The sequence below is a fragment of the Methylopila musalis genome (assembly GCF_042679725.1).
Classification (GTDB): Bacteria; Pseudomonadota; Alphaproteobacteria; order Rhizobiales; family Methylopilaceae; genus Methylopila; species Methylopila musalis.
In genome coordinates this window covers 1-17,909 of the sequence record NZ_JBHTMX010000022.1, presented here as the reverse complement: position 1 = coordinate 17,909, position 17,909 = coordinate 1, and the positions used below count along the sequence as shown (strand labels likewise).

Here is a 17,909-nt window from a genome sequence, read left to right as displayed (position 1 = left end):
CGATCATGAGCGACGCGACCGCCGCCGCGCAGGCGGCCGATTCCGCCGGCTCGGCCATCCCGCAGGATGAGCTGGACCGGCTGACGGACGACATCATCGCGGCCCTGAAGACGGTGTACGATCCGGAGATCCCGGTCGACATCTACGAGCTCGGACTGGTCTACCGCATCGACATCTCGGACGACCGCGACATCACCATCGACATGACGCTGACGGCGCCGGGCTGTCCCGTCGCCGGCGAAATGCCGGGCTGGGTGGAGAACGCGGTCGGCGCCGTGCCGGGCGTCGGCCGGGTGGACGTGAACATGGTGTTCGACCCGCCGTGGGATCAGAGCCGCATGTCGGACGAGGCCCGCGTCGCGCTCGACATGTGGTGACGGACGGCCATGGCGGGCGACGGGGAGCAGGACGGGCGGCCGCAGGTGCGCGGCGTGCTGGAGACCGCGCTCTACGTCGCCGATCTGGTCGCCGCCGCCCGGTTCTATGACCGGCTGTTCGGCTTCCCCAAGCTCTTCGCCGACGCGCGCCTGATCGCCTACGACGTCGGCGGACGCTCGGTGCTGCTGCTGTTCGCCGAAGGCGCGGCCGCGGACGAGCAGACCCTGCCCGGCGGCGTCATTCCCGGCCATGACGGGCGAGGCGGCGCGCATATGGCCTTCGCCGTCGCCGCCGAGGACCTGCCCCGCTGGACCGAGGCGCTCGCGGCCGGCCACACGCCGGTGGAGGGCCGGGTGGACTGGCCGCGCGGCGGCGTCAGCCTCTATTTCCGCGACCCGGACGGCAACCTGCTGGAGCTCGCGACGCCCGGTCTCTGGGCCACCTATTGAGCCCGCGCGGCGGCCCTTACGCGTCGCCGCCCTTCATTTCGGCCGCGTCCACGCCTATCTTGAGCCGACAGATCGCCGATCATCCGCATTCCGTGGAGCCGACCATGGCCGCCCGTCCCCGCCCGAAGGTGATGACCCTGACCGACCGCGCCGCCGACCGCGTGCGCGCCATCATCGCCCGGTCCGACACGCCGATCCTCGGCCTGCGGGTGGGCGTGAAGACCGGCGGCTGCGCCGGCATGGAATACATCATGGACTACGCCGCCGAGGCCTCGCCCACCGACGAGGTGGTGGAGGACAAGGGCGTCACGGTGCTGATCGACCCCAAAGCGATCCTCTACCTGCTCGGCACGGAGATGGATTTCGTGACCGAAAAGATGTCGCAGCGCTTCGTGTTCAACAACCCGAACCAGACCTCCGCCTGCGGCTGCGGCGAGTCGGTCGCGATCACGCCCGCCGTGCCGGAGACCTACGTCTCCGCGGTGTGAGGGGCGCGTTTGAGTGGGGAGCGCGCATGAGCTGTGCTCGCGCCCCTTTTTCTTGTCCCGGCCTTGAGCCGGGACCCAGAAACGCCGACGCCATCCCGGATGGACCGCGCGGTCGGAGCATCATCCAGAACCGCTGACGCTTCCCGAGAAACCCCACTTTCGCCGAGGCCGCCAACTCGCCGCCGTTGACGCATCTGGGTCCCGGCTCAAGGCCGGGACAAGAGGGGTGGGTCCGCACGGGATCGCTCAAGCTGAATGGAACTACCGCGGTCCAGAACCCGGCCGGCTAGCGCCCCTTTTCTTGTCCCGGCCTTGAGCCGGGACCCAGAACCGCTGACGGTTCAGGATAAGACGCCGAGCTGTCGCGCTCCGCCTTCAAACGCTTCGAGTTTCTGGGTCCCGGCTCAAGGCCGGGACAAGAGGGGGTGTGTTCGCACGGAACCGCCCAGCCTCCGCCCGCATCGCGCAGGGCAGCCCTGCGGCGAAAGCGGGTTCGGGCTCTACCGGCACAAGCGATCAGGCCTATCTCGCATCGCAACGCCGCGCGGCGGTCGCCGCGCCGATCCCTCATGCGATGGAGTTTCTCCATGTCCGCTTCGACCGACCCGCTGTTCCAGCCGCTCACCGTGGGCGCGCTGTCGCTGCGCAACCGCATCGTCATGGCGCCGCTGACGCGTTCGCGCGCCGACCATGTCACCCTCGCGCCGCGGGCGCTGAACGCGGAGTATTACGCCCAGCGGGCGAGCGCCGGCCTCATCATCGCCGAGGCGACCCAGATCGCGCCCGAGGGGCAGGGCTATGTCTGGACGCCGGGCATCTATTCCGACGAGCAGATCGCCGGCTGGCGGCTCGTCACCGACGCGGTGCACGCCAAGGGCGGCCGCATCGTGCTGCAGCTCTGGCATGTGGGCCGCATCTCCCATCGCGACCTGCAGCCCGGCGGCAAGCTGCCGGTGGCGCCCTCGGCCGTGAAGCCGAAGGGGCAGGCCTTCACGGAATCGGGCTTCAAGGACCTCGAGACGCCGCGGGCGCTGGAGATCGACGAGATTCCCGGCATCGTCGCGCAATACGCGCAGGCCGCGACCAACGCGATCGCGGCCGGCTTCGACGGCGTCGAGGTGCATGGCGCGAACGGCTACCTGCTCGACCAGTTCCTGCGCGACGGCGCGAACAGGCGCGAGGACGCCTATGGCGGCTCGATCGAGAACCGCGCCCGCTTCCTGCTGGAGGCGACCGAGGCGGCCATCGGGGCGATCGGGCGAGAGCGGGTCGGCGTGCGCCTGTCGCCCACCAGCACCGTGAACGACTGCGCCGATTCAAACCCCGAGCCGCTGTTCGCTTATGTGGCCCAGAAGCTGTCCGACCTCGGGATCGCCTATCTGCACCTCGTCGAGGGCGAGACCCGCGGCGACCGCGCCCCGCAAGGGAGCTTCGACCTCGCCGTGCTGCGCAAGGCGTTCAAGGGCGTCTACATCGGCAACAACGGCTATGACGCCGAGCTCGCGGCGAAGCGCGTCGCGGACGGCGAGGTGGATCTGGTGGCCTTCGGCCGGCCCTTCATCTCCAATCCGGATCTGGTGGAGCGCATTCGCGAGGGCGTGGCCTTCGCGCCGATCGACGAGGCCACGCTCTACGCCGGCGACGCCAAGGGCTACACCGACTATCCGACCCGCGACCAGGCGGCCGACGCGGCCTGACCGATCGGACGCCGCGCCGTCGTTCAAGCGGCGCGGCGTCACATTCGCGCGCTTAAATCTCACATCGCCTTGATCTCGCGCCATTCGTCGGGAACTCTGGAGACCTCCTCCTTCTGACGCTTCGGCGCTCGGACGTGAGCCGCGGGCTCCCGCGGCGCGCCGTCCTCCTCGCGCCCCAGTTCCCGCGAGCGGCGCATGGACAGCATCACGGTCGTCAACGCGGTCCTCCTGTTCGGCGCGGCGCTCATGCTCGTGGGCATCCTGTCGTCGCTGGTGGCCTCGCGCTTCGGCGCGCCGCTGCTGCTGGTGTTCCTCGTGATCGGCATGCTGACCGGCCAGGACGGGCCCGGCGGCGTCGCCTTCGACAACTACCGGCTGACCTATCTCATCGGCTCGATCTCGCTCGCGGTGATCCTGTTCGACGGCGGGCTGCGGACGCGGATCGCCCATCTCGGCGGCGCGCTCGCGCCGGCCGCGACGCTCGCGACCGTCGGCGTGGCGCTGACGACCGCGATCATCGGCCTGTTTTCCGCCTGGATCCTCAAGCTCGACATGGTGGAGGGGCTGCTGGTCGGCGCCACCATCGCCTCCACTGACGCGGCGGCGGTGTTCTTCCTGATCCGGGCGAGCGGCCTGCAGCTCCAGCGCCGGGTGGGCGCGACGCTGGAGATCGAATCTAGCACCAACGATCCGGTGGCGGTGTTCCTCACCGTGATGCTGGTCGGGCTCGTCTCCGCCGGCGCCTCCGGCTCGGACGGGGCCGCCGGCCTGATGATCGTCGGCCATTTCCTGCAGGAGGCGGTGATCGGCGGGGCGGCGGGCGTCGCGGGCGGATTCGCGCTCGCCTATCTGCTGAACCGGGTCGATCTGCCGTCCGGCCTGCATCCTTTGTTCGTGGTGGCGAGCGTGGTGGCGCTGTTCGCGCTCGCCGCCGTGCTGCACGGCTCGGGCTTCCTCGCGGTCTATCTGGCGGGAATCATCGTCGGCAACCGGCAGGTGCGCGCGCTGCCGGCCATCATCGCCTTCCACGACACCATCACCTGGCTGTGCCAAATCGTGATGTTCATCGTGCTCGGCCTGCTGGTGACGCCGTCGCAGCTGCTGCCGGCGCTTGGGCCGTCGCTCGCCATCGCCTTCGGCCTCATCTTCGTGGCCCGGCCGCTGGCGGTGGCGCTCTGCCTCGCGCCGTTCGGCTTCTCGCGCAAGGAGATCACCTTCGTCGGCTGGGTGGGCCTGCGGGGCGCGGTGTCGATCTTCCTCGCGGCGATCCCGACGCTCGCCCAGGCGCCCAACGCCCAGACCTATTTCAACGTGGCCTTCGTGGTGGTGATCGTGTCGCTGGTGGTGCAGGGCTGGACCATCACCGGCCTCGCCAAGCGGCTGAAGCTCGCGGTGCGCCAAACAGTGCGCTCGGTCAACCGAATCGAGATCGACCTGCCGGGCCAGCTGGCGCAGGAGATGGTGGGCTACGAGGTGACGCCCCGCTGTCCGATCCTCGCCCGCGACGCCGCGCCGAAATGGGCCGTTCCCGTTTTCGTGATCCGCGACGACGAGATTCTCGACCCCTCCCGCGCGGGCGGCTTGAAGCCCGGCGACTACGGGTATTTTCTGGCGCCGCACAACCGGGTGGCCGAACTGGACGGTCTGTTCGCCTCGCTGGACGCGGGACGCGCGAAGCCGGCGCTCGGCGAATTCGCCATGCGCGGCGACACGGCGCTTGCGAGCCTTTCCGCGCTCTACGGGCTCCAGATCGCGCCCGAGGACGCTGAACTCACCGTCGCGGAGGTGTTCCACCGCCGGTTCGAGCAGGCGCCCGCGGTCGGCGACGTGGCCGAGTTCGGCCCGGCGACGCTGGTGGTGCGCGGCGTGGACGACGGCCGCGTCACCCGCGTCGCGCTGCGCATCGAGGACGAGGGAGAGGACGGAAGCGCCGGGCCGAACCCCGCCGGATCGGGCGAGGGTGCCGAGGGCCTGCGCGCGGCCTTCGAGCGCGTCCGCGACCTGCTGCGAAAGCGCGTGGGGCAGGGCGTTTAAACGCTTTTTCAACCATGCTCGGCGACCTTCGACCCATGATCGTACGAACCCGCTGGCGCACCGTCGCCGCCCACCTCGCGCTCTGGATCACGGCGACCGGAGCGGTCACCTATTTCAGTCAGCAGGCCTATGTGGGCGCGCACGGGCTGGTGGCGAGCCGCGAGTTCGAGGCCGAGATCGCGCAGCTCTCCGCCAAGCTCGACGACCTGAAGGCGACCCGGGCGTCGTTCGAGCACCGCATCGAGCTCCTGAGCTCCGACCGGCTTGATCCGGACCTGCTGGACGAGCAGGCGCGGGTGGACCTCGGCTGGCTGAACGCCAACGACCGGGTCATCCAGTCCCACTGAGCCTCTGCGCCGCGCTGAAGGGCCACGAATGGCTTCGCGGCTGCGGCGCCCTAGAACCTCAATGGTTTTGCGGCGCACAATCGAATTCGTCCAGAACCCTCTTGCGACTTTAGTTTTATGGGGGCACAACCTTCCCAAAGGACCGTTGGCGATCGCGGCTGAAGTCTCGATTTGCCCTCAGGCCGCATTAGGTCTCTGCTCAGAACGAGACGCATGGGAGGGGAACGTCCATGGCCGCATCCGCTGCGAACGCCGCGCGTTCGAACGTCGACGACGCCGAAACCGTCGAGGCGGGCGACGTCCTCTCCTTCACCAAGGAGCAGGAGCTTCACGCCTATCGCGAAATGCTGCTCATCCGCCGTTTCGAGGAGAAGGCCGGCCAGCTGTACGGCATGGGCCTGATCGGCGGCTTCTGCCATCTCTACATCGGCCAGGAAGCGGTCGTGATCGGCATGCAGATGGCGGTGGAGCAGGGCGACCAGGTCATCACCGGCTATCGCGACCACGGCCACATGCTGGCCTGCGAGATGGACCCCAAAGGCGTGATGGCCGAACTGACCGGACGCCGCGGCGGCTACTCCAAGGGCAAGGGCGGCTCCATGCACATGTTCAGCGTGGAGAAGCAGTTCTACGGCGGCCACGGCATCGTGGGCGCGCAGGTCTCACTCGGAACGGGCCTCGCCTTCGCCAACAAGTACAAGAAGAACGGCAAGGTCTCGCTGGTCTATTTCGGCGACGGCGCCTCGAACCAGGGGCAGGTCTATGAGAGCTTCAACATGGCGAAGCTCTGGAAACTGCCGGCCGTCTACGTCATCGAGAACAACAAATACGGCATGGGCACCTCGGTCGAGCGCGCCTCGTCCAACACCAACCTGTCCCAGCGCGGCCTGAGCTTCGACATCCCCGGCGAGCAGGTGGACGGCATGGACGTGCGCGCGGTGCGCGCCGCCGGCGAGCGCGCCATCGAGCACGCCCGCTCGGGCAAGGGCCCCTACATCCTCGAAATGGTGACCTACCGCTACCGCGGCCACTCCATGTCCGATCCGGCGAAGTACCGCTCGAAGGACGAGGTGCAGAAGATGCGCGAGACGCACGATCCGATCGAGCAGGTCCGCGCCCGCATCCTGAAGAACGAGCAGGCCAGCGAAGACGAGCTGAAGGCGATCGACAAGGAGGTGCGCGACATCGTCAGCGCCGCCGCCGAGTTCGCGACCAACGATCCCGAGCCCGATCCGTCGGAGCTCTGGACCGACATCCTGCGCTGACGACGCCCGCCTTGCATCACGACCGGCCGCCCACGCCGGCCGAACGACAAAAGCCTGAACGCTTAGAGGGACGCCCCATGCCGATCGAAGTCCTCATGCCGGCGCTGTCGCCGACCATGGAGGCGGGCAAGCTCGCCAAGTGGCTGAAGAACGAAGGCGACTCCGTGAAGGCCGGCGACGTCATCGCCGAAATCGAGACCGACAAGGCCACCATGGAGGTGGAGGCGGTCGACGAGGGCGTGCTCGGCAAGATCCTGATCGCCGACGGCTCGGAGGACGTGAAGGTCAACACGCCGATCGCGCTGATCCTGGCCGAAGGCGAGGACGCCTCGGCGCTGGACGGCGGCGCGGCGACGCCTGCCGAAACGTCCGGCTCCAAGGCCGAGGAGCAGGCGAAGGCGGAAGCCAAATCCGACGCGGCGCCGGCCAAGACCGAATCCGCCGCCGGCAATCCGCCCGCGCCCAAGGCGCTGCCGGAGCCCGACGTGCCGGAAGGCACGGAGATGGTGTCCACCACCGTCCGCGAGGCGCTGCGCGACGCCATGCTCGAGGAGATGCGCCGCGACGAGCGCGTGTTCCTCATGGGCGAAGAGGTCGCCGAATACCAAGGCGCCTACAAGATCAGCCAGGGCCTGCTGGAGGAGTTCGGCGCCGAGCGCGTGATCGACACGCCGATCACCGAGCACGGCTTCGCGGGCGTCGGCGTGGGCGCGGCGCTGGCCGGCCTGAAGCCCATCGTTGAGTTCATGACCTTCAACTTCGCCATGCAGGCGATCGACCAGATCATCAACTCCGCCGCCAAGACGCTCTACATGTCCGGCGGCCAGATGGGCTGCTCCATCGTGTTCCGCGGTCCGAACGGCGCCGCCGCCCGCGTGGGCGCCCAGCACAGCCAGGACTACGCCGCCTGGTACTCGAACGTGCCCGGCCTCACCGTGCTCGCGCCCTACACCGCCGCCGACGCCAAGGGCCTGCTCAAGGCCGCGATCCGCGACGAGAACACCGTGATCTTCCTCGAGAACGAGATCCTTTACGGCCAGTCGTTCCCGGTGCCGAAGCTCGACGACTACGTGGTGCCGATCGGCAAGGCCAAGGTGGCGCGTCCGGGCAAGGACGTGACGCTGGTGTCGTGGTCCATCGGCATGACCTACGCGCTCAAAGCCGCGGAGGAGCTGGCGAAGGAGGGCATCGAGGCCGAGGTGATCGACCTGCGCACCATCCGTCCCATGGACACCGAGACCATCGTCGAGTCGGTCAAGAAGACCGGCCGCGTGGTGACGGTGGAGGAGGGCTGGGCCCAGTCCGGCGTCGGCGCCGAGATCGCGGCCCGCGTGATGGAGCACGCCTTCGACTGGCTCGACGCGCCGGTCGTGCGCATCACCGGCAAGGACGTGCCGATGCCCTACGCCGCCAATCTCGAAAAGCTCGCGCTGCCGAGCGTGGCCGACGTGGTCGAAGCCGCGAAGGCGGTCTGCTACCGCGACTGAGGGAGCGGCGCATGCTGGGTCGGATCCTGAAGACCGCCGCCAACGAGTATCTGCGCCGCCGCGCGGCGCGCACCGGCTCGGGCCCGCGGCGGCTTCCCCCGACCTCGGCGCGGGAGGCGCAGAACCGCGCCATCCGCCGCCTCGTGCGTATGGCGCTCGACCGATTCATGAGACGCTGAGGCCATGAACGCCGACCCCGCCCGATCCCGCGCGACCTACGCCGACCTGGAGGCGGTTCCCCCGCACCGCGTGGCTGAGATCGTGGACGGCGTGCTGGAGACGCATCCGCGCCCGTCGCCGCGGCACGGCGCGGCCGCGCTCCAACTAGGCGCTGAGCTGAGCTTTTCGTTTCAGCGCGGGCGCGGCGAACTGGGCGATTGGATTTTCATCCTCAAGCCCGAGCTTCATCTCGGCGCCGATGTGGTGGTTCCGGACCTCGCCGGCTGGCGGCGCGAGCGGCTTCCGCGCGAGCCCGAGACCGCCTATGTCGAGACCGCGCCGGACTGGGTCTGCGAAATCCTGTCGCCGTCGACCGAACGCCTCGACCGCGGCCCGAAGCGGCGCATCTACGCCCGCGCCGGGGTCGAGCATCTCTGGCTGCTCGATCCGCAGTCCAAGCTGCTGGAAGCCTTCGCGCGCGTCGCGGACCAATGGCTGCTGCTCGCCACCATCGGCGAGGGGGAGGAGGTGCGCGCGGCGCCCTTCGACGCCATCGGCTTTCCGCTCGACGCCCTGTTCCCATTCGACGAGCCCACGGCTCCTCAGAAGCCTTCCGAAGAGGCCTAGACCATGCCCACCAACATCCTGATGCCCGCGCTGTCGCCCACCATGGAGAAGGGCAACCTCGCCAAGTGGCTCGTGAAGGAGGGCGACACGGTCAAGTCCGGCGACGTCATCGCCGAGATCGAGACCGACAAGGCCACCATGGAGGTGGAGGCGGTCGACGAGGGCGTGATCGGCAAGATCGTGGTGGCGGAAGGCTCGTCCGACGTGCCCGTCAACGAGCTGATCGCGATCCTGCTGGAAGAGGGCGAGGACGCCTCGGCCCTGAAGGACGCCGGCGCCGCGCCCAAGGCCGCCAAACCCGACGCCACGAGCGAGGCGAAGCCCGCCAAGGACGCGCCCGCGCCCAAGACGGACGCGGCCCCGAAGGCGGAGGCGAAGCCCGTCGCCAACGGCCATGACACGAGCCATGACGCAGGCGAGCGCGTGTTCGCCTCGCCGCTCGCCCGCCGCATCGCCAAGGAGGCGGGGCTCGACCTCAAGGCCATTTCCGGCAGCGGCCCCCGTGGCCGCGTGGTGAAGGCGGACGTGGAGCAGGCCAAGGCCTCCGGCGGCGGCAAGGCCGCCCCGGCCAAGACGGACGCCAAGGCGTCGGCCGCGCCTGCGCCCAAGGCGTCCGCGCCGAGCCTGCCCTCGGACGAGGCCGTCCGAAAGCTGTTCCCGGAGGGCTCCTACGAGGAGATCCCGCACGACGGCATGCGCAAGACCATCGCGCGCCGCATGACGGAGGCCCGCCAGACCATCCCGCAGTTCTACGTCACGGTGGATTGCGAGATCGACGCGCTGCTGGGTCTGCGCGAGCAGATCAACGCCTCGGCGCCCGAGAAGGATGGCAAGCCGGTCTGGAAGGTGTCGGTCAACGACATGGTGGTGAAGGCGCTCGGCGTCGCGCTCTCCCAGGTGCCGGACGCCAACGTGTCCTGGACCGAGACCGCCATGCTGCGCCACCGCCACGCCGACGTGGGCGTCGCCGTCGCGCTGCCGGGCAACGGCCTGATCACCCCGATCATCCGCGCGGTCGAGACCAAGACGCTGTCCGTCATCGCCAAGGAGATGAAGGACTTCGCCGCCCGCGCCCGGGACCGCAAGCTGAAGCTGGAAGAGTATCAGGGCGGCACCACGGCGGTGTCGAACCTCGGCATGTTCGGCGTGAAGGACTTCACGGCGGTGGTGAATCCGCCGCACTCCACCATTCTCGCGGTCGGCGGCGCGGAGAAGCGCCCGGTGGTGAAGGGGGGCGAGATCAAGGTCGCGACCGTGATGAGCCTCACGCTCACCTGCGACCATCGCTCGGTCGACGGCGCGCTCGGCGCGACGCTGATCGCGGCCGTGAAGCGGCTGATCGAGAAGCCGATGGGCCTGCTGGTCTGATCCGCTCGGAAGGGAGACCGTTCCATGCCCCTCGTCCGCATTTCACTGCGCGCCGGCCGCGACGACGCCTACAAGACCGCGCTCGCCGAGGGCGTCTATGAGGCGCTGCGCGAGGCCTTCGGCGTGCCGGAGAAGGACAAGTTCGTGGTCGTGCACGAGCACGGCGCGTCGGAGTTCGTCTACGACCCGTCCTATCTCGGCGTGGAGCGCGACGACGCGCTGGTGATCGTCCAGATCACCGCCAACGCCGGCCGCACGCTGGACCAGAAGAAGGCGCTCTACCGGGCGATCGCCGACAGGCTGTCGGCGGCGCCGGGGGTGGAGCCGCGCAACGTGCTGATCAACCTCGTCGAAGTTCAGAAGGAGAACTGGTCCTTCGGCGACGGCGTGGCGCAATACGCCTGACCGTCGCGTCCCGCCGGCAACCGGCGGGCGTCCACGACCTGAGCGCTCCTGACGCATGTGGCGGCGGCCCGAGACACGCCCGGGCCGGACGAGCGCGACTTTCCAGACCACGCTCTGACACCTTTTAGGAAACGCCCATGTCCGACAGTTACGACATCATCGTCATCGGCGGCGGGCCGGGCGGCTACGTCACGGCGATCCGCGCCGCGCAGCTCGGCTTCCGGACCGCGGTGGTGGAGCGCGAGCATCTGGGCGGCATCTGCCTCAACTGGGGCTGCATCCCCACCAAGGCGCTGCTGCGCTCGGCCGAGATCTACCACTACCTCCAGCACGCCAAGGACTACGGCCTCTCGGCGGAGAAGGTGACGTTCGATCCGGCGGCGGTGGTGAAGCGCTCCCGCGGGGTGTCGGCCCAGCTCAACGGCGGCGTCGGCTTCCTGCTGAAGAAGAACAAGGTCGACGTGATCTGGGGCGAGGCCACGCTGACCAAGCCCGGCGAGGTCAAGGTGGCCGCGTCGAAGAAGTCCGTGCAGGGCCCGCCCGCGCCGGCGCCCAAGGGCGCGAAAGGCGAGGGGACCTATTCCGCCCAGCACGTGATCGTCGCGACCGGCGCGCGGCCGCGCGTGCTGCCGGGGCTGGAGCCGGACAAGAAGCTGGTCTGGACCTATTTCGAGGCCATGGTCCCCGAAACCTTCCCGAAGTCGCTGCTGGTGGTGGGCTCGGGCGCGATCGGCGTCGAATTCGCGAGCTTCTACCGCACCATGGGCGCGGAGGTGACCATCGTCGAGGTGCTGCCGCAGATCCTGCCGGTGGAGGACGAGGAGATCGCCGCCCACGCCCGCAAGCGCTTCGAGAAGCAGGGCATCCGCATCCTCACCGGCGCCAAGGTGACCAAGCTCGACAAAGGCTCGAACGACGTGACCGCGACCGTCGAGCTCGGCGACGGCAAGACCGAGACGATCAAGGCGGACCGGGTGATCTCCGCGGTCGGCGTGGTCGGCAACATCGAGAATCTCGGGCTTGAGGCGCTGGGCGTGAAGACCGAGCGCGGCTGCATCGTCACCGACGGGCTCGGCCGCACCAGCGTGAAGGGCGTCTACGCCATCGGCGACGTGGCCGGCCCCCCCATGCTGGCGCACAAGGCGGAGCATGAGGGCGTGATCTGCGTCGAGGCCATCAAGGGGCTCGACGCCCATCCCATGGACAAGGCCAAGATCCCCGGCTGCACCTATTGCCAGCCGCAGGTGGCCTCGGTCGGGCTCACGGAGAAGAAGGCCAAGGAGCAGGGCCGCAAGATCAAGGTCGGCCGCTTCCCCTTCAACGGCAACGGCAAGGCCATCGCGCTCGGCGAGCCGGACGGTCTGGTCAAGACCATCTTCGACGCCGAAACCGGCGAGCTGATCGGCGCGCATCTGGTGGGCGCGGAAGTGACCGAGCTGATCCAGGGCTTCGTGGTGGCGATGAACCTCGAGACCACCGAGGCGGAGCTGATCCATGCGGTGTTCCCGCATCCCACCCTCTCGGAGACCATGCACGAGAGCGTGCTCGACGCCTACGGCCGCGCAATTCACATCTGACGAAACGATTTTTCGTCGGCGCTTCGGGAACCACAGACGGACTTCGGTGTTTTGAGGGTGTCGGGACACATAAGGAGTTTAATCCATGGAAGGCGTCGGTTGGCTTATGGCGATCATCCTCGGCGCGATCGCCGGGTGGATCGCCGAGCAGATCATGAAATCGGACATGGGTCTGATCATGAACATCATCCTCGGCATCGTCGGGGCGGTGGTCATGAACGCCATTTTGCGCGCGGTGGGCGTCATTCCCCCGGGCGGCTGGATCTGGCAGTGCATCGTCGCGGTCGCGGGCGCGTGTCTGCTGATCTGGGGCTATCGCCTCGTTCGCGGGCGCGGCTGATCACGAACGTTCGTCGGATCGACGGGGCGTCTGGCTTCGTCTAAAGTCGTAAGGAGAGCCGCCAAGCGGCTCTCCTTTTTCGTTTCCGCCACCGGTTCGCCGGCCGGCATGAAGGCAGCAGGGTTCGTCCCATGGTCACGGTCCTCGACCGCACGAACGGCGCCGCCCGCCCGCGGCACCCGGAAAAGGCGCATCGGCCGGAAACCGAGCGGCTGAAGAAGCCGGACTGGATCCGCGTCCGGGCGCCGGGTTCGCCGGTGTGGCGCGAGACGCAGGACATCGTGCGCGCCAACAAGCTCGTCACCGTGTGCGAGGAGGCCGGCTGCCCCAACATCGGCGAGTGCTGGTCCAAGAAGCACGCCACCTTCATGATCCTCGGCGACACCTGCACCCGCGCCTGCGCCTTCTGCAACGTGCGCACCGGCCTGCCGGAGGCGGTGGACGCGGGCGAGCCTCAGCGTGTTGCGGAGGCGGTTGCGAAGCTCGGTCTGCACCACGTGGTCATCACCTCGGTGGACCGGGACGACCTCGCCGACGGCGGCGCGCGCCACTTCGCGGACGTGATCCGCGCCATCCGCGCGGTCAGCCCCGGCACCACGATCGAGGTGCTGACGCCCGACTTCCTGCGCAAGGACGGGGCGCTCGAGATCGTGGTCGAGGCGCGGCCGGACGTGTTCAACCACAATCTGGAATGCGTGCCCTCGCTCTATCTCACGGTGCGGCCGGGCGCCCGCTACTTCCACTCCATCCGCCTGCTGCAGCGGGTGAAGGAGCTCGATCCCACCATGTTCACCAAGTCCGGCATCATGGTCGGGCTCGGCGAGGAGCGGAACGAGGTGCTGCAGCTCATGGACGACCTGCGCACCGCGGACGTGGATTTCCTGACGATCGGCCAGTACCTGCAGCCGACCTCGCGCCACCACAAGGTGGAGCGCTTCGTGACGCCGGACGAGTTCAAGGCCTACGAGACGGTCGCCTTCGCCAAGAAGTTCCTGATGGTGTCGTCAAGCCCGCTCACCCGCTCCTCCCACCATGCGGGCGAGGACTTCGCCAAGCTGGTCGCGGCCCGCGCCGCCAAGCTCGGCGGCCTCCCCGCCGCGGCGGAGTGAGGGCGGGCGAGAAGGCTGTTTGGACGTAGCCGCACCGCGCGGTCGGCTCCCCTCGCGTCATGCCCGCGCCTTCGCGCGGGTGTCCACGACGTCCCCCCGGTGAGGACTTGCGCGCCCAAGTCGTGGATGCCCGAGACAAGCTCGGGCATGACAGTTGAGGCGGTCTTCACGTTGACGCGTCAAACCTGCTCGGGAACAGCTGAAGCGTTTCACCTCCCATTCGTCATGCCCGCGCCTTCGCGCGGGTATCCATGACTTCCCCTCGGTGAGGACTTGTGCGCCCAAGTCGTGGATGCCCGATGACCAAGCTCGGGCATGACGGTTGAGGCGGTCTTCACGTTGATGCTTCACGCCTGCTCGGGAATAGCTGAAGCGTTTCGCCTCCCCACGTCATGCCCGCGCTTTCGCGCGGGTATCCACGACTTGCCCCCCAGTGAGGTCTTGCGCGTCCAAGTCGTGGATGCCCGAGACATGCTCGGGCATGACGGTTGAGGTGGCCGCTTACCCATTCGCGTCATGCCCGCGCCTTCGCGCGGGCATCCACGACTTCCCTCTCGGTGAGGGCTTGCGCGCTCAAGCCGTGGATGCCCGAGGACCAAGCTCGGGCATGACGGTTGAGGTGGCCGCTCAGCCCTCGCGGATGACGCCGCGGCGGGGCGCGGCTAGGCTCGCGACCGCTGTCGTCCGCCTGCAAGGTCCCCCATGCCGATTCCGAAGCTGCTCGAAGGCCGACTGACGCTGCCGGTGGTGGCGGCGCCCATGTTCATCGTGTCCGGCCCGGAGCTGGTGATCGCCCAGTGCAAGGCCGGCGTCGTCGGCTCGTTTCCGGCGCTGAACGCCCGCCCGCAGGAGCAGCTCGACGCCTGGCTGACCCGGATCGACGCTGAGCTTCGCGACCATGCGGAGGCGCATCCGGAGGCCCGCGTCGCGCCTTACGCGGTGAACCAGATCGTCCACGCCTCCAACGCCCGGCTGCTGGCGGACATGACGACCTGCGCCCGCCACCGCGCGCCCATCATCATCACCTCGCTCCGGCCGCCGGGCGAGGTGGTGCGGGCCGCGCACGACTGGGGCGGCGTGGTCTTTCACGATGTGATCTCGGTGCGCCACGCGGAGAAGGCGATCGAGGCCGGGGTGGACGGGCTCATTCTGGTGGCCGCCGGCGCCGGCGGTCACGCGGGCCCGCTCAGCCCCTTCGCGCTGATCCAGGAGGTGCGCGCCATCTATGACGGCCCGATTCTGCTGTCGGGGGCGATCGCGACCGGGCAGGCGGTGCTGGCCGCGCAGGCCGCGGGCGCCGATCTCGCCTATGTGGGCACCCGCTTCATCGCCACCGAGGAGGCGAACGCGGCGCCCGCCTACAAGCGCATGCTGATCGACGGCGCGGCGAAGGACATCGTGCATTCGTCGCTCTTCACCGGCGTCGCCGGCAACTACCTCAAGCCCTCGATCGCCGCCGCCGGGCTCGATCCGGATGCGCTGCCCTCCGGCGACAAGAGCGCCATGGACTTCGCCAAGGCCGAGCTGAAATCCGACGCCAAGGCGTGGCGCGACATCTGGGGCGCGGGGCAGGGGCTCGGCGCCATTTCGGACGCGCCGTCCGTGGCGGCCGTGGTGGCGCGCATGGCGGAGGAATACGCCGCCGCGCGGGTGGCGCTCACGGCGGCGTCGACGCCTTTTGGGGCCGCGGCGGGCGTTGCGTAAAAGCCGCAGCGCGGCGTGGGAGGCTCACAAAGGCGTCGACATACGGGGCGAACAGGTCCACCTAGGCCCCGACGCGCGCCGGCTTCCCCCGCTTGAGGCGCCGCGTCTGTAAACAGTTCAGTCAGGTACGCAGACATGATCCGCAACGTTCTCCTCGGCGCCGCTTCGGCCGGCGCCCTCGTCGCCTTCGTCGCCGGCGCCCAGGCGGCCGACCTCCCGGCCTACGAGCCGGCTCCCGCCGTCGCCGCTCCCGCCGTGCCGTCCTTCACCTGGTCCGGCCCCTACATCGGCGTTCAGGCCGGCTACGCCTGGGGCGACACCAACATCCGCGGCGTCAAGCCGGAAGGCTTCGTCGTCGGCGGCTACGCCGGCTACAACGTGCAGCTCGACGGCTCGCCGGTCGTGCTCGGCGTCGAGACCGACTTCAACTACACCGACATCGACGACCGTCGCGGCGGCGTGCGCGCCCAGAGCGACTGGGCCGGCGCGACCCGCGCTCGCGTCGGTTACGCCTTCGACCGCTTCCTCGCCTACGCCGCGGGCGGCGTGGCCTATGCGGACCGCGAAGTGCGCGTCGCCGGCGTCGGCCGTGACAGCAAGACCGCCCTCGGCTGGACCGTCGGCGGCGGTCTCGAATACGCCGCGACCGACAACGTCGCCGTCCGTGGCGAGTACCGCTACACCGACTACGGCTCGGATCGTCTGTTCGGCACGAAGGTCAAGGGCGACGAGCACCGCGTCCTCGGCGGCGTGGCCTACAAGTTCGACCTCGGCTTCTGATTTTCGGTTAAGCCGCAAGATGAAAGCCCCGCGGGTTCACTCGCGGGGCTTTTTTAATGCTTCGTTCACAAACGCGTCTTTTTCCGAGTGCTGTCGGGGAATTGCGTAACCCAAAAGCATCACTTGCCTTGTCTGTGCGCATCCCCGTGGACAAAACAGGCGAACCAGTCCATTTCTGCTCACACGCGCTTGTTTTTGAGACATTTTCGCGCAAGGGGAACACAAATGCTTCGCAATCTGGTTCTGGGCGCGGCTTCGGCCCTCGCCCTCGTGGTCGCGTCCGGCGCCGCTTCCGCCGCCGACCTCCCGGCTTACGAGCCGGCTCCGGCCGTCGCCGTGCCGTCCTTCACCTGGACCGGCTTCTACATCGGCGCGCAGGCCGGCTACGGCTGGGGCGAGACCAAGGTCCGCGCCTTCCAGTCGCGCGGCAAGGCTGACCTCGACGGCTTCATCGTCGGCGGCTACGCCGGCTACAACGTGCAGCTCGACGGCTCGCCGGTCGTGATCGGCGTCGAGACCGACTTCAACTACACCGACATCGACGAGCGCCGCCGCGTGCTCGGCGCCCGCGTCATCGCCGAGACCAACTGGGCCGGCGCGACCCGCGCCCGCATCGGTTACGCGTTCGACCGCTTCCTCGTCTACGCCGCGGGCGGCGTGGCTTACGCGGACCGCGAGTTCAAGGTGAACGCCGGCCGCCTCGGCACGTTCAAGGACAGCAAGACCGCTCTGGGCTGGACCGTGGGCGGCGGCGTCGAGTACGCCGCGACCGACAACCTGCTCGTGCGCGCCGAGTACCGCTACACCGACTACGGCCGCGACCGCTTCCGTTCGGGCGGCTTCTCGGCCAGCGCCGACTACACCGAGCATCGCGTGCTCGGCGGCATCGCCTACAAGTTCGACAGCTTCGGCTTCTGATCCGACGCGTCGAACTTGATCTGAAGAGCCCCGCGGTTCCGCCGCGGGGCTCTTTTCGTTTGGGCCGCGTCGCGTGGTTCCGGCGATCGAGGCGCGCGACGCCGCCCGGCGCAGCGCGCAAAAAAAGGGGCGGGGAGCGTGCTGGCTCTCCCGACCCTTGGCGCTCCCGCCTTTTGGGCGGTCAGTCCATCAGCGCCTGGATCGCGCGGCCGCGCTCGAAGGCGAGCTGCTCGAGCAGCACGGGGCTCTCGCAGACATAGGTCAGCGCCTGGGCGCGCTCGTCGTAGATGCGGGTGTCCCAGGTCAGCGTCTCCTCCTTCTTCTGGAACTCCGGCGACATCTGGGTCGCCATGTCCTTGCGCTCGGAGGCGAGCTGCAGGCTTTCCGTCTTGATGCGCTCCGACAGGTCGCGCTGCTTGCGGGCGTAGCGTTCGATCCCTGCGACCACGGCGGTGCGGGAGGCGTTGATCTCGGTGAACACGCCCGCGAACAGCAGGGTCAGCCGGGCGTTCTTGTCGGCGCCCGCCTCCCGGACGAAGCGGGCCAGCGCGGCCTCGGCCTCCTCGGGCTTGGTGCGGCGGGCGACAAGGACGGGAACCGCCTCGCGCACCAGCGCGTCGTCGCGCCACGCGGTCAGCGCGGCGTCGAGCGAGGGGCCGGCCCACATCTGGCCGTAGCTCAGCGCGCCGACGCGGGGCTGGATGCAGGGCCAGTCGCCGTGCTCGGCCTGCTTGCCCTGTCCGGGCTGGGGCGCGCGGGGCGTCGGGGCCGGCAGAG

Annotated in this window: 19 protein-coding genes; 18 read left to right on the top strand and 1 reads right to left on the bottom strand. The window is 69.0% G+C overall.

The window, feature by feature from the left end; translation table 11 throughout:
* Nucleotides 1-2: 2 nt before the first annotated feature.
* From ACFQ4O_RS05000 to ACFQ4O_RS04915, 18 genes are all read left to right on the top strand, one after another.
* Nucleotides 3-377 carry an SUF system Fe-S cluster assembly protein gene (locus ACFQ4O_RS05000; protein WP_378774563.1) on the top strand — a complete coding sequence of 125 codons (375 nt, stop codon included), beginning with the start codon at nt 3-5 and terminating at the stop codon, nt 375-377.
* 9 nt (nt 378-386) lie between these two features.
* Complete coding sequence (locus tag ACFQ4O_RS04995) at nt 387-827, top strand: VOC family protein (RefSeq protein WP_378774553.1); 441 nt, start codon at nt 387-389, stop codon at nt 825-827.
* A gap of 104 nt (nt 828-931) precedes the next feature.
* A complete protein-coding gene (locus ACFQ4O_RS04990; protein ID WP_378774552.1) occupies nt 932-1,315 on the top strand; it encodes a HesB/IscA family protein in 384 nt (127 codons plus the stop codon).
* Between the two features lie 587 nt (nt 1,316-1,902).
* On the top strand, nt 1,903-3,012 hold the full coding sequence (locus tag ACFQ4O_RS04985) for an alkene reductase (protein ID WP_378774551.1): 1,110 nt from the start codon (nt 1,903-1,905) through the stop codon (nt 3,010-3,012).
* Nucleotides 3,013-3,207: 195 nt separating this feature from the next.
* A complete protein-coding gene (locus ACFQ4O_RS04980) occupies nt 3,208-5,046 on the top strand; it encodes a potassium/proton antiporter (protein WP_378774550.1) in 1,839 nt (612 codons plus the stop codon).
* 35 nt (nt 5,047-5,081) lie between these two features.
* Nucleotides 5,082-5,393, top strand: a complete 312-nt coding sequence (locus tag ACFQ4O_RS04975) for an FtsB family cell division protein (protein ID WP_378774549.1) — start codon at nt 5,082-5,084, stop codon at nt 5,391-5,393.
* Between the two features lie 230 nt (nt 5,394-5,623).
* Nucleotides 5,624-6,658: a pyruvate dehydrogenase (acetyl-transferring) E1 component subunit alpha gene (pdhA, locus tag ACFQ4O_RS04970; RefSeq protein WP_378774548.1), complete on the top strand. Its 1,035-nt coding sequence runs from the start codon at nt 5,624-5,626 to the stop codon at nt 6,656-6,658.
* 77 nt (nt 6,659-6,735) lie between these two features.
* A complete protein-coding gene (locus ACFQ4O_RS04965; RefSeq protein WP_378774547.1) occupies nt 6,736-8,145 on the top strand; it encodes a pyruvate dehydrogenase complex E1 component subunit beta in 1,410 nt (469 codons plus the stop codon).
* Between the two features lie 11 nt (nt 8,146-8,156).
* On the top strand, nt 8,157-8,324 hold the full coding sequence (locus tag ACFQ4O_RS04960) for a hypothetical protein (RefSeq protein WP_378774546.1): 168 nt from the start codon (nt 8,157-8,159) through the stop codon (nt 8,322-8,324).
* Between the two features lie 4 nt (nt 8,325-8,328).
* On the top strand, nt 8,329-8,931 hold the full coding sequence (locus ACFQ4O_RS04955; RefSeq protein ID WP_378774545.1) for a Uma2 family endonuclease: 603 nt from the start codon (nt 8,329-8,331) through the stop codon (nt 8,929-8,931).
* A 3-nt stretch (nt 8,932-8,934) separates the two neighbouring features.
* Complete coding sequence (locus ACFQ4O_RS04950; protein ID WP_378774544.1) at nt 8,935-10,299, top strand: pyruvate dehydrogenase complex dihydrolipoamide acetyltransferase; 1,365 nt, start codon at nt 8,935-8,937, stop codon at nt 10,297-10,299.
* Nucleotides 10,300-10,323: 24 nt separating this feature from the next.
* The gene (locus ACFQ4O_RS04945; protein ID WP_378774543.1) at nt 10,324-10,704 is read left to right on the top strand and encodes a tautomerase family protein; all 381 of its coding nucleotides are present in this window, start codon (nt 10,324-10,326) and stop codon (nt 10,702-10,704) included.
* A 137-nt stretch (nt 10,705-10,841) separates the two neighbouring features.
* Nucleotides 10,842-12,281: a dihydrolipoyl dehydrogenase gene (gene lpdA / locus ACFQ4O_RS04940; RefSeq protein WP_378774542.1), complete on the top strand. Its 1,440-nt coding sequence runs from the start codon at nt 10,842-10,844 to the stop codon at nt 12,279-12,281.
* 85 nt (nt 12,282-12,366) lie between these two features.
* The gene (locus ACFQ4O_RS04935; RefSeq protein ID WP_378774541.1) at nt 12,367-12,621 is read left to right on the top strand and encodes a GlsB/YeaQ/YmgE family stress response membrane protein; all 255 of its coding nucleotides are present in this window, start codon (nt 12,367-12,369) and stop codon (nt 12,619-12,621) included.
* Between the two features lie 131 nt (nt 12,622-12,752).
* Nucleotides 12,753-13,730, top strand: coding sequence for a lipoyl synthase (gene lipA, locus ACFQ4O_RS04930; protein WP_378774540.1), 978 nt, complete (start codon nt 12,753-12,755; stop codon nt 13,728-13,730).
* 702 nt (nt 13,731-14,432) lie between these two features.
* Entirely contained in the window at nt 14,433-15,434 is a 1,002-nt protein-coding gene (locus tag ACFQ4O_RS04925; RefSeq protein ID WP_378774539.1) for an NAD(P)H-dependent flavin oxidoreductase, read from the top strand.
* Between the two features lie 135 nt (nt 15,435-15,569).
* Nucleotides 15,570-16,214 (top strand): outer membrane protein, encoded by a 645-nt coding sequence (locus ACFQ4O_RS04920; protein WP_378774538.1) that lies wholly within the window; start codon nt 15,570-15,572, stop codon nt 16,212-16,214.
* A 225-nt stretch (nt 16,215-16,439) separates the two neighbouring features.
* The gene (locus ACFQ4O_RS04915; protein WP_378774537.1) at nt 16,440-17,132 is read left to right on the top strand and encodes an outer membrane protein; all 693 of its coding nucleotides are present in this window, start codon (nt 16,440-16,442) and stop codon (nt 17,130-17,132) included.
* Between the two features lie 181 nt (nt 17,133-17,313).
* Here the strand turns inward: ACFQ4O_RS04915 and ACFQ4O_RS04910 are convergent.
* Nucleotides 17,314-17,909, bottom strand: a 596-nt coding sequence (locus ACFQ4O_RS04910; RefSeq protein ID WP_378774536.1) for a hypothetical protein, incomplete at its 5' end; no start/stop codon positions are given.

Coding starts and splice junctions, on each gene's coding strand:
- ACFQ4O_RS04995 (WP_378774553.1), top strand. CDS start 387: ATGGCGGGCGACGGGGAGCAGGACGGGCGGCCGCAGGTGCGCGGCGTG.
- ACFQ4O_RS04990 (WP_378774552.1), top strand. CDS start 932: ATGGCCGCCCGTCCCCGCCCGAAGGTGATGACCCTGACCGACCGCGCC.
- ACFQ4O_RS04985 (WP_378774551.1), top strand. CDS start 1,903: ATGTCCGCTTCGACCGACCCGCTGTTCCAGCCGCTCACCGTGGGCGCG.
- ACFQ4O_RS04980 (WP_378774550.1), top strand. CDS start 3,208: ATGGACAGCATCACGGTCGTCAACGCGGTCCTCCTGTTCGGCGCGGCG.
- ACFQ4O_RS04975 (WP_378774549.1), top strand. CDS start 5,082: ATGATCGTACGAACCCGCTGGCGCACCGTCGCCGCCCACCTCGCGCTC.
- pdhA (WP_378774548.1), top strand. CDS start 5,624: ATGGCCGCATCCGCTGCGAACGCCGCGCGTTCGAACGTCGACGACGCC.
- ACFQ4O_RS04965 (WP_378774547.1), top strand. CDS start 6,736: ATGCCGATCGAAGTCCTCATGCCGGCGCTGTCGCCGACCATGGAGGCG.
- ACFQ4O_RS04960 (WP_378774546.1), top strand. CDS start 8,157: ATGCTGGGTCGGATCCTGAAGACCGCCGCCAACGAGTATCTGCGCCGC.
- ACFQ4O_RS04955 (WP_378774545.1), top strand. CDS start 8,329: ATGAACGCCGACCCCGCCCGATCCCGCGCGACCTACGCCGACCTGGAG.
- ACFQ4O_RS04950 (WP_378774544.1), top strand. CDS start 8,935: ATGCCCACCAACATCCTGATGCCCGCGCTGTCGCCCACCATGGAGAAG.
- ACFQ4O_RS04945 (WP_378774543.1), top strand. CDS start 10,324: ATGCCCCTCGTCCGCATTTCACTGCGCGCCGGCCGCGACGACGCCTAC.
- lpdA (WP_378774542.1), top strand. CDS start 10,842: ATGTCCGACAGTTACGACATCATCGTCATCGGCGGCGGGCCGGGCGGC.
- ACFQ4O_RS04935 (WP_378774541.1), top strand. CDS start 12,367: ATGGAAGGCGTCGGTTGGCTTATGGCGATCATCCTCGGCGCGATCGCC.
- lipA (WP_378774540.1), top strand. CDS start 12,753: ATGGTCACGGTCCTCGACCGCACGAACGGCGCCGCCCGCCCGCGGCAC.
- ACFQ4O_RS04925 (WP_378774539.1), top strand. CDS start 14,433: ATGCCGATTCCGAAGCTGCTCGAAGGCCGACTGACGCTGCCGGTGGTG.
- ACFQ4O_RS04920 (WP_378774538.1), top strand. CDS start 15,570: ATGATCCGCAACGTTCTCCTCGGCGCCGCTTCGGCCGGCGCCCTCGTC.
- ACFQ4O_RS04915 (WP_378774537.1), top strand. CDS start 16,440: ATGCTTCGCAATCTGGTTCTGGGCGCGGCTTCGGCCCTCGCCCTCGTG.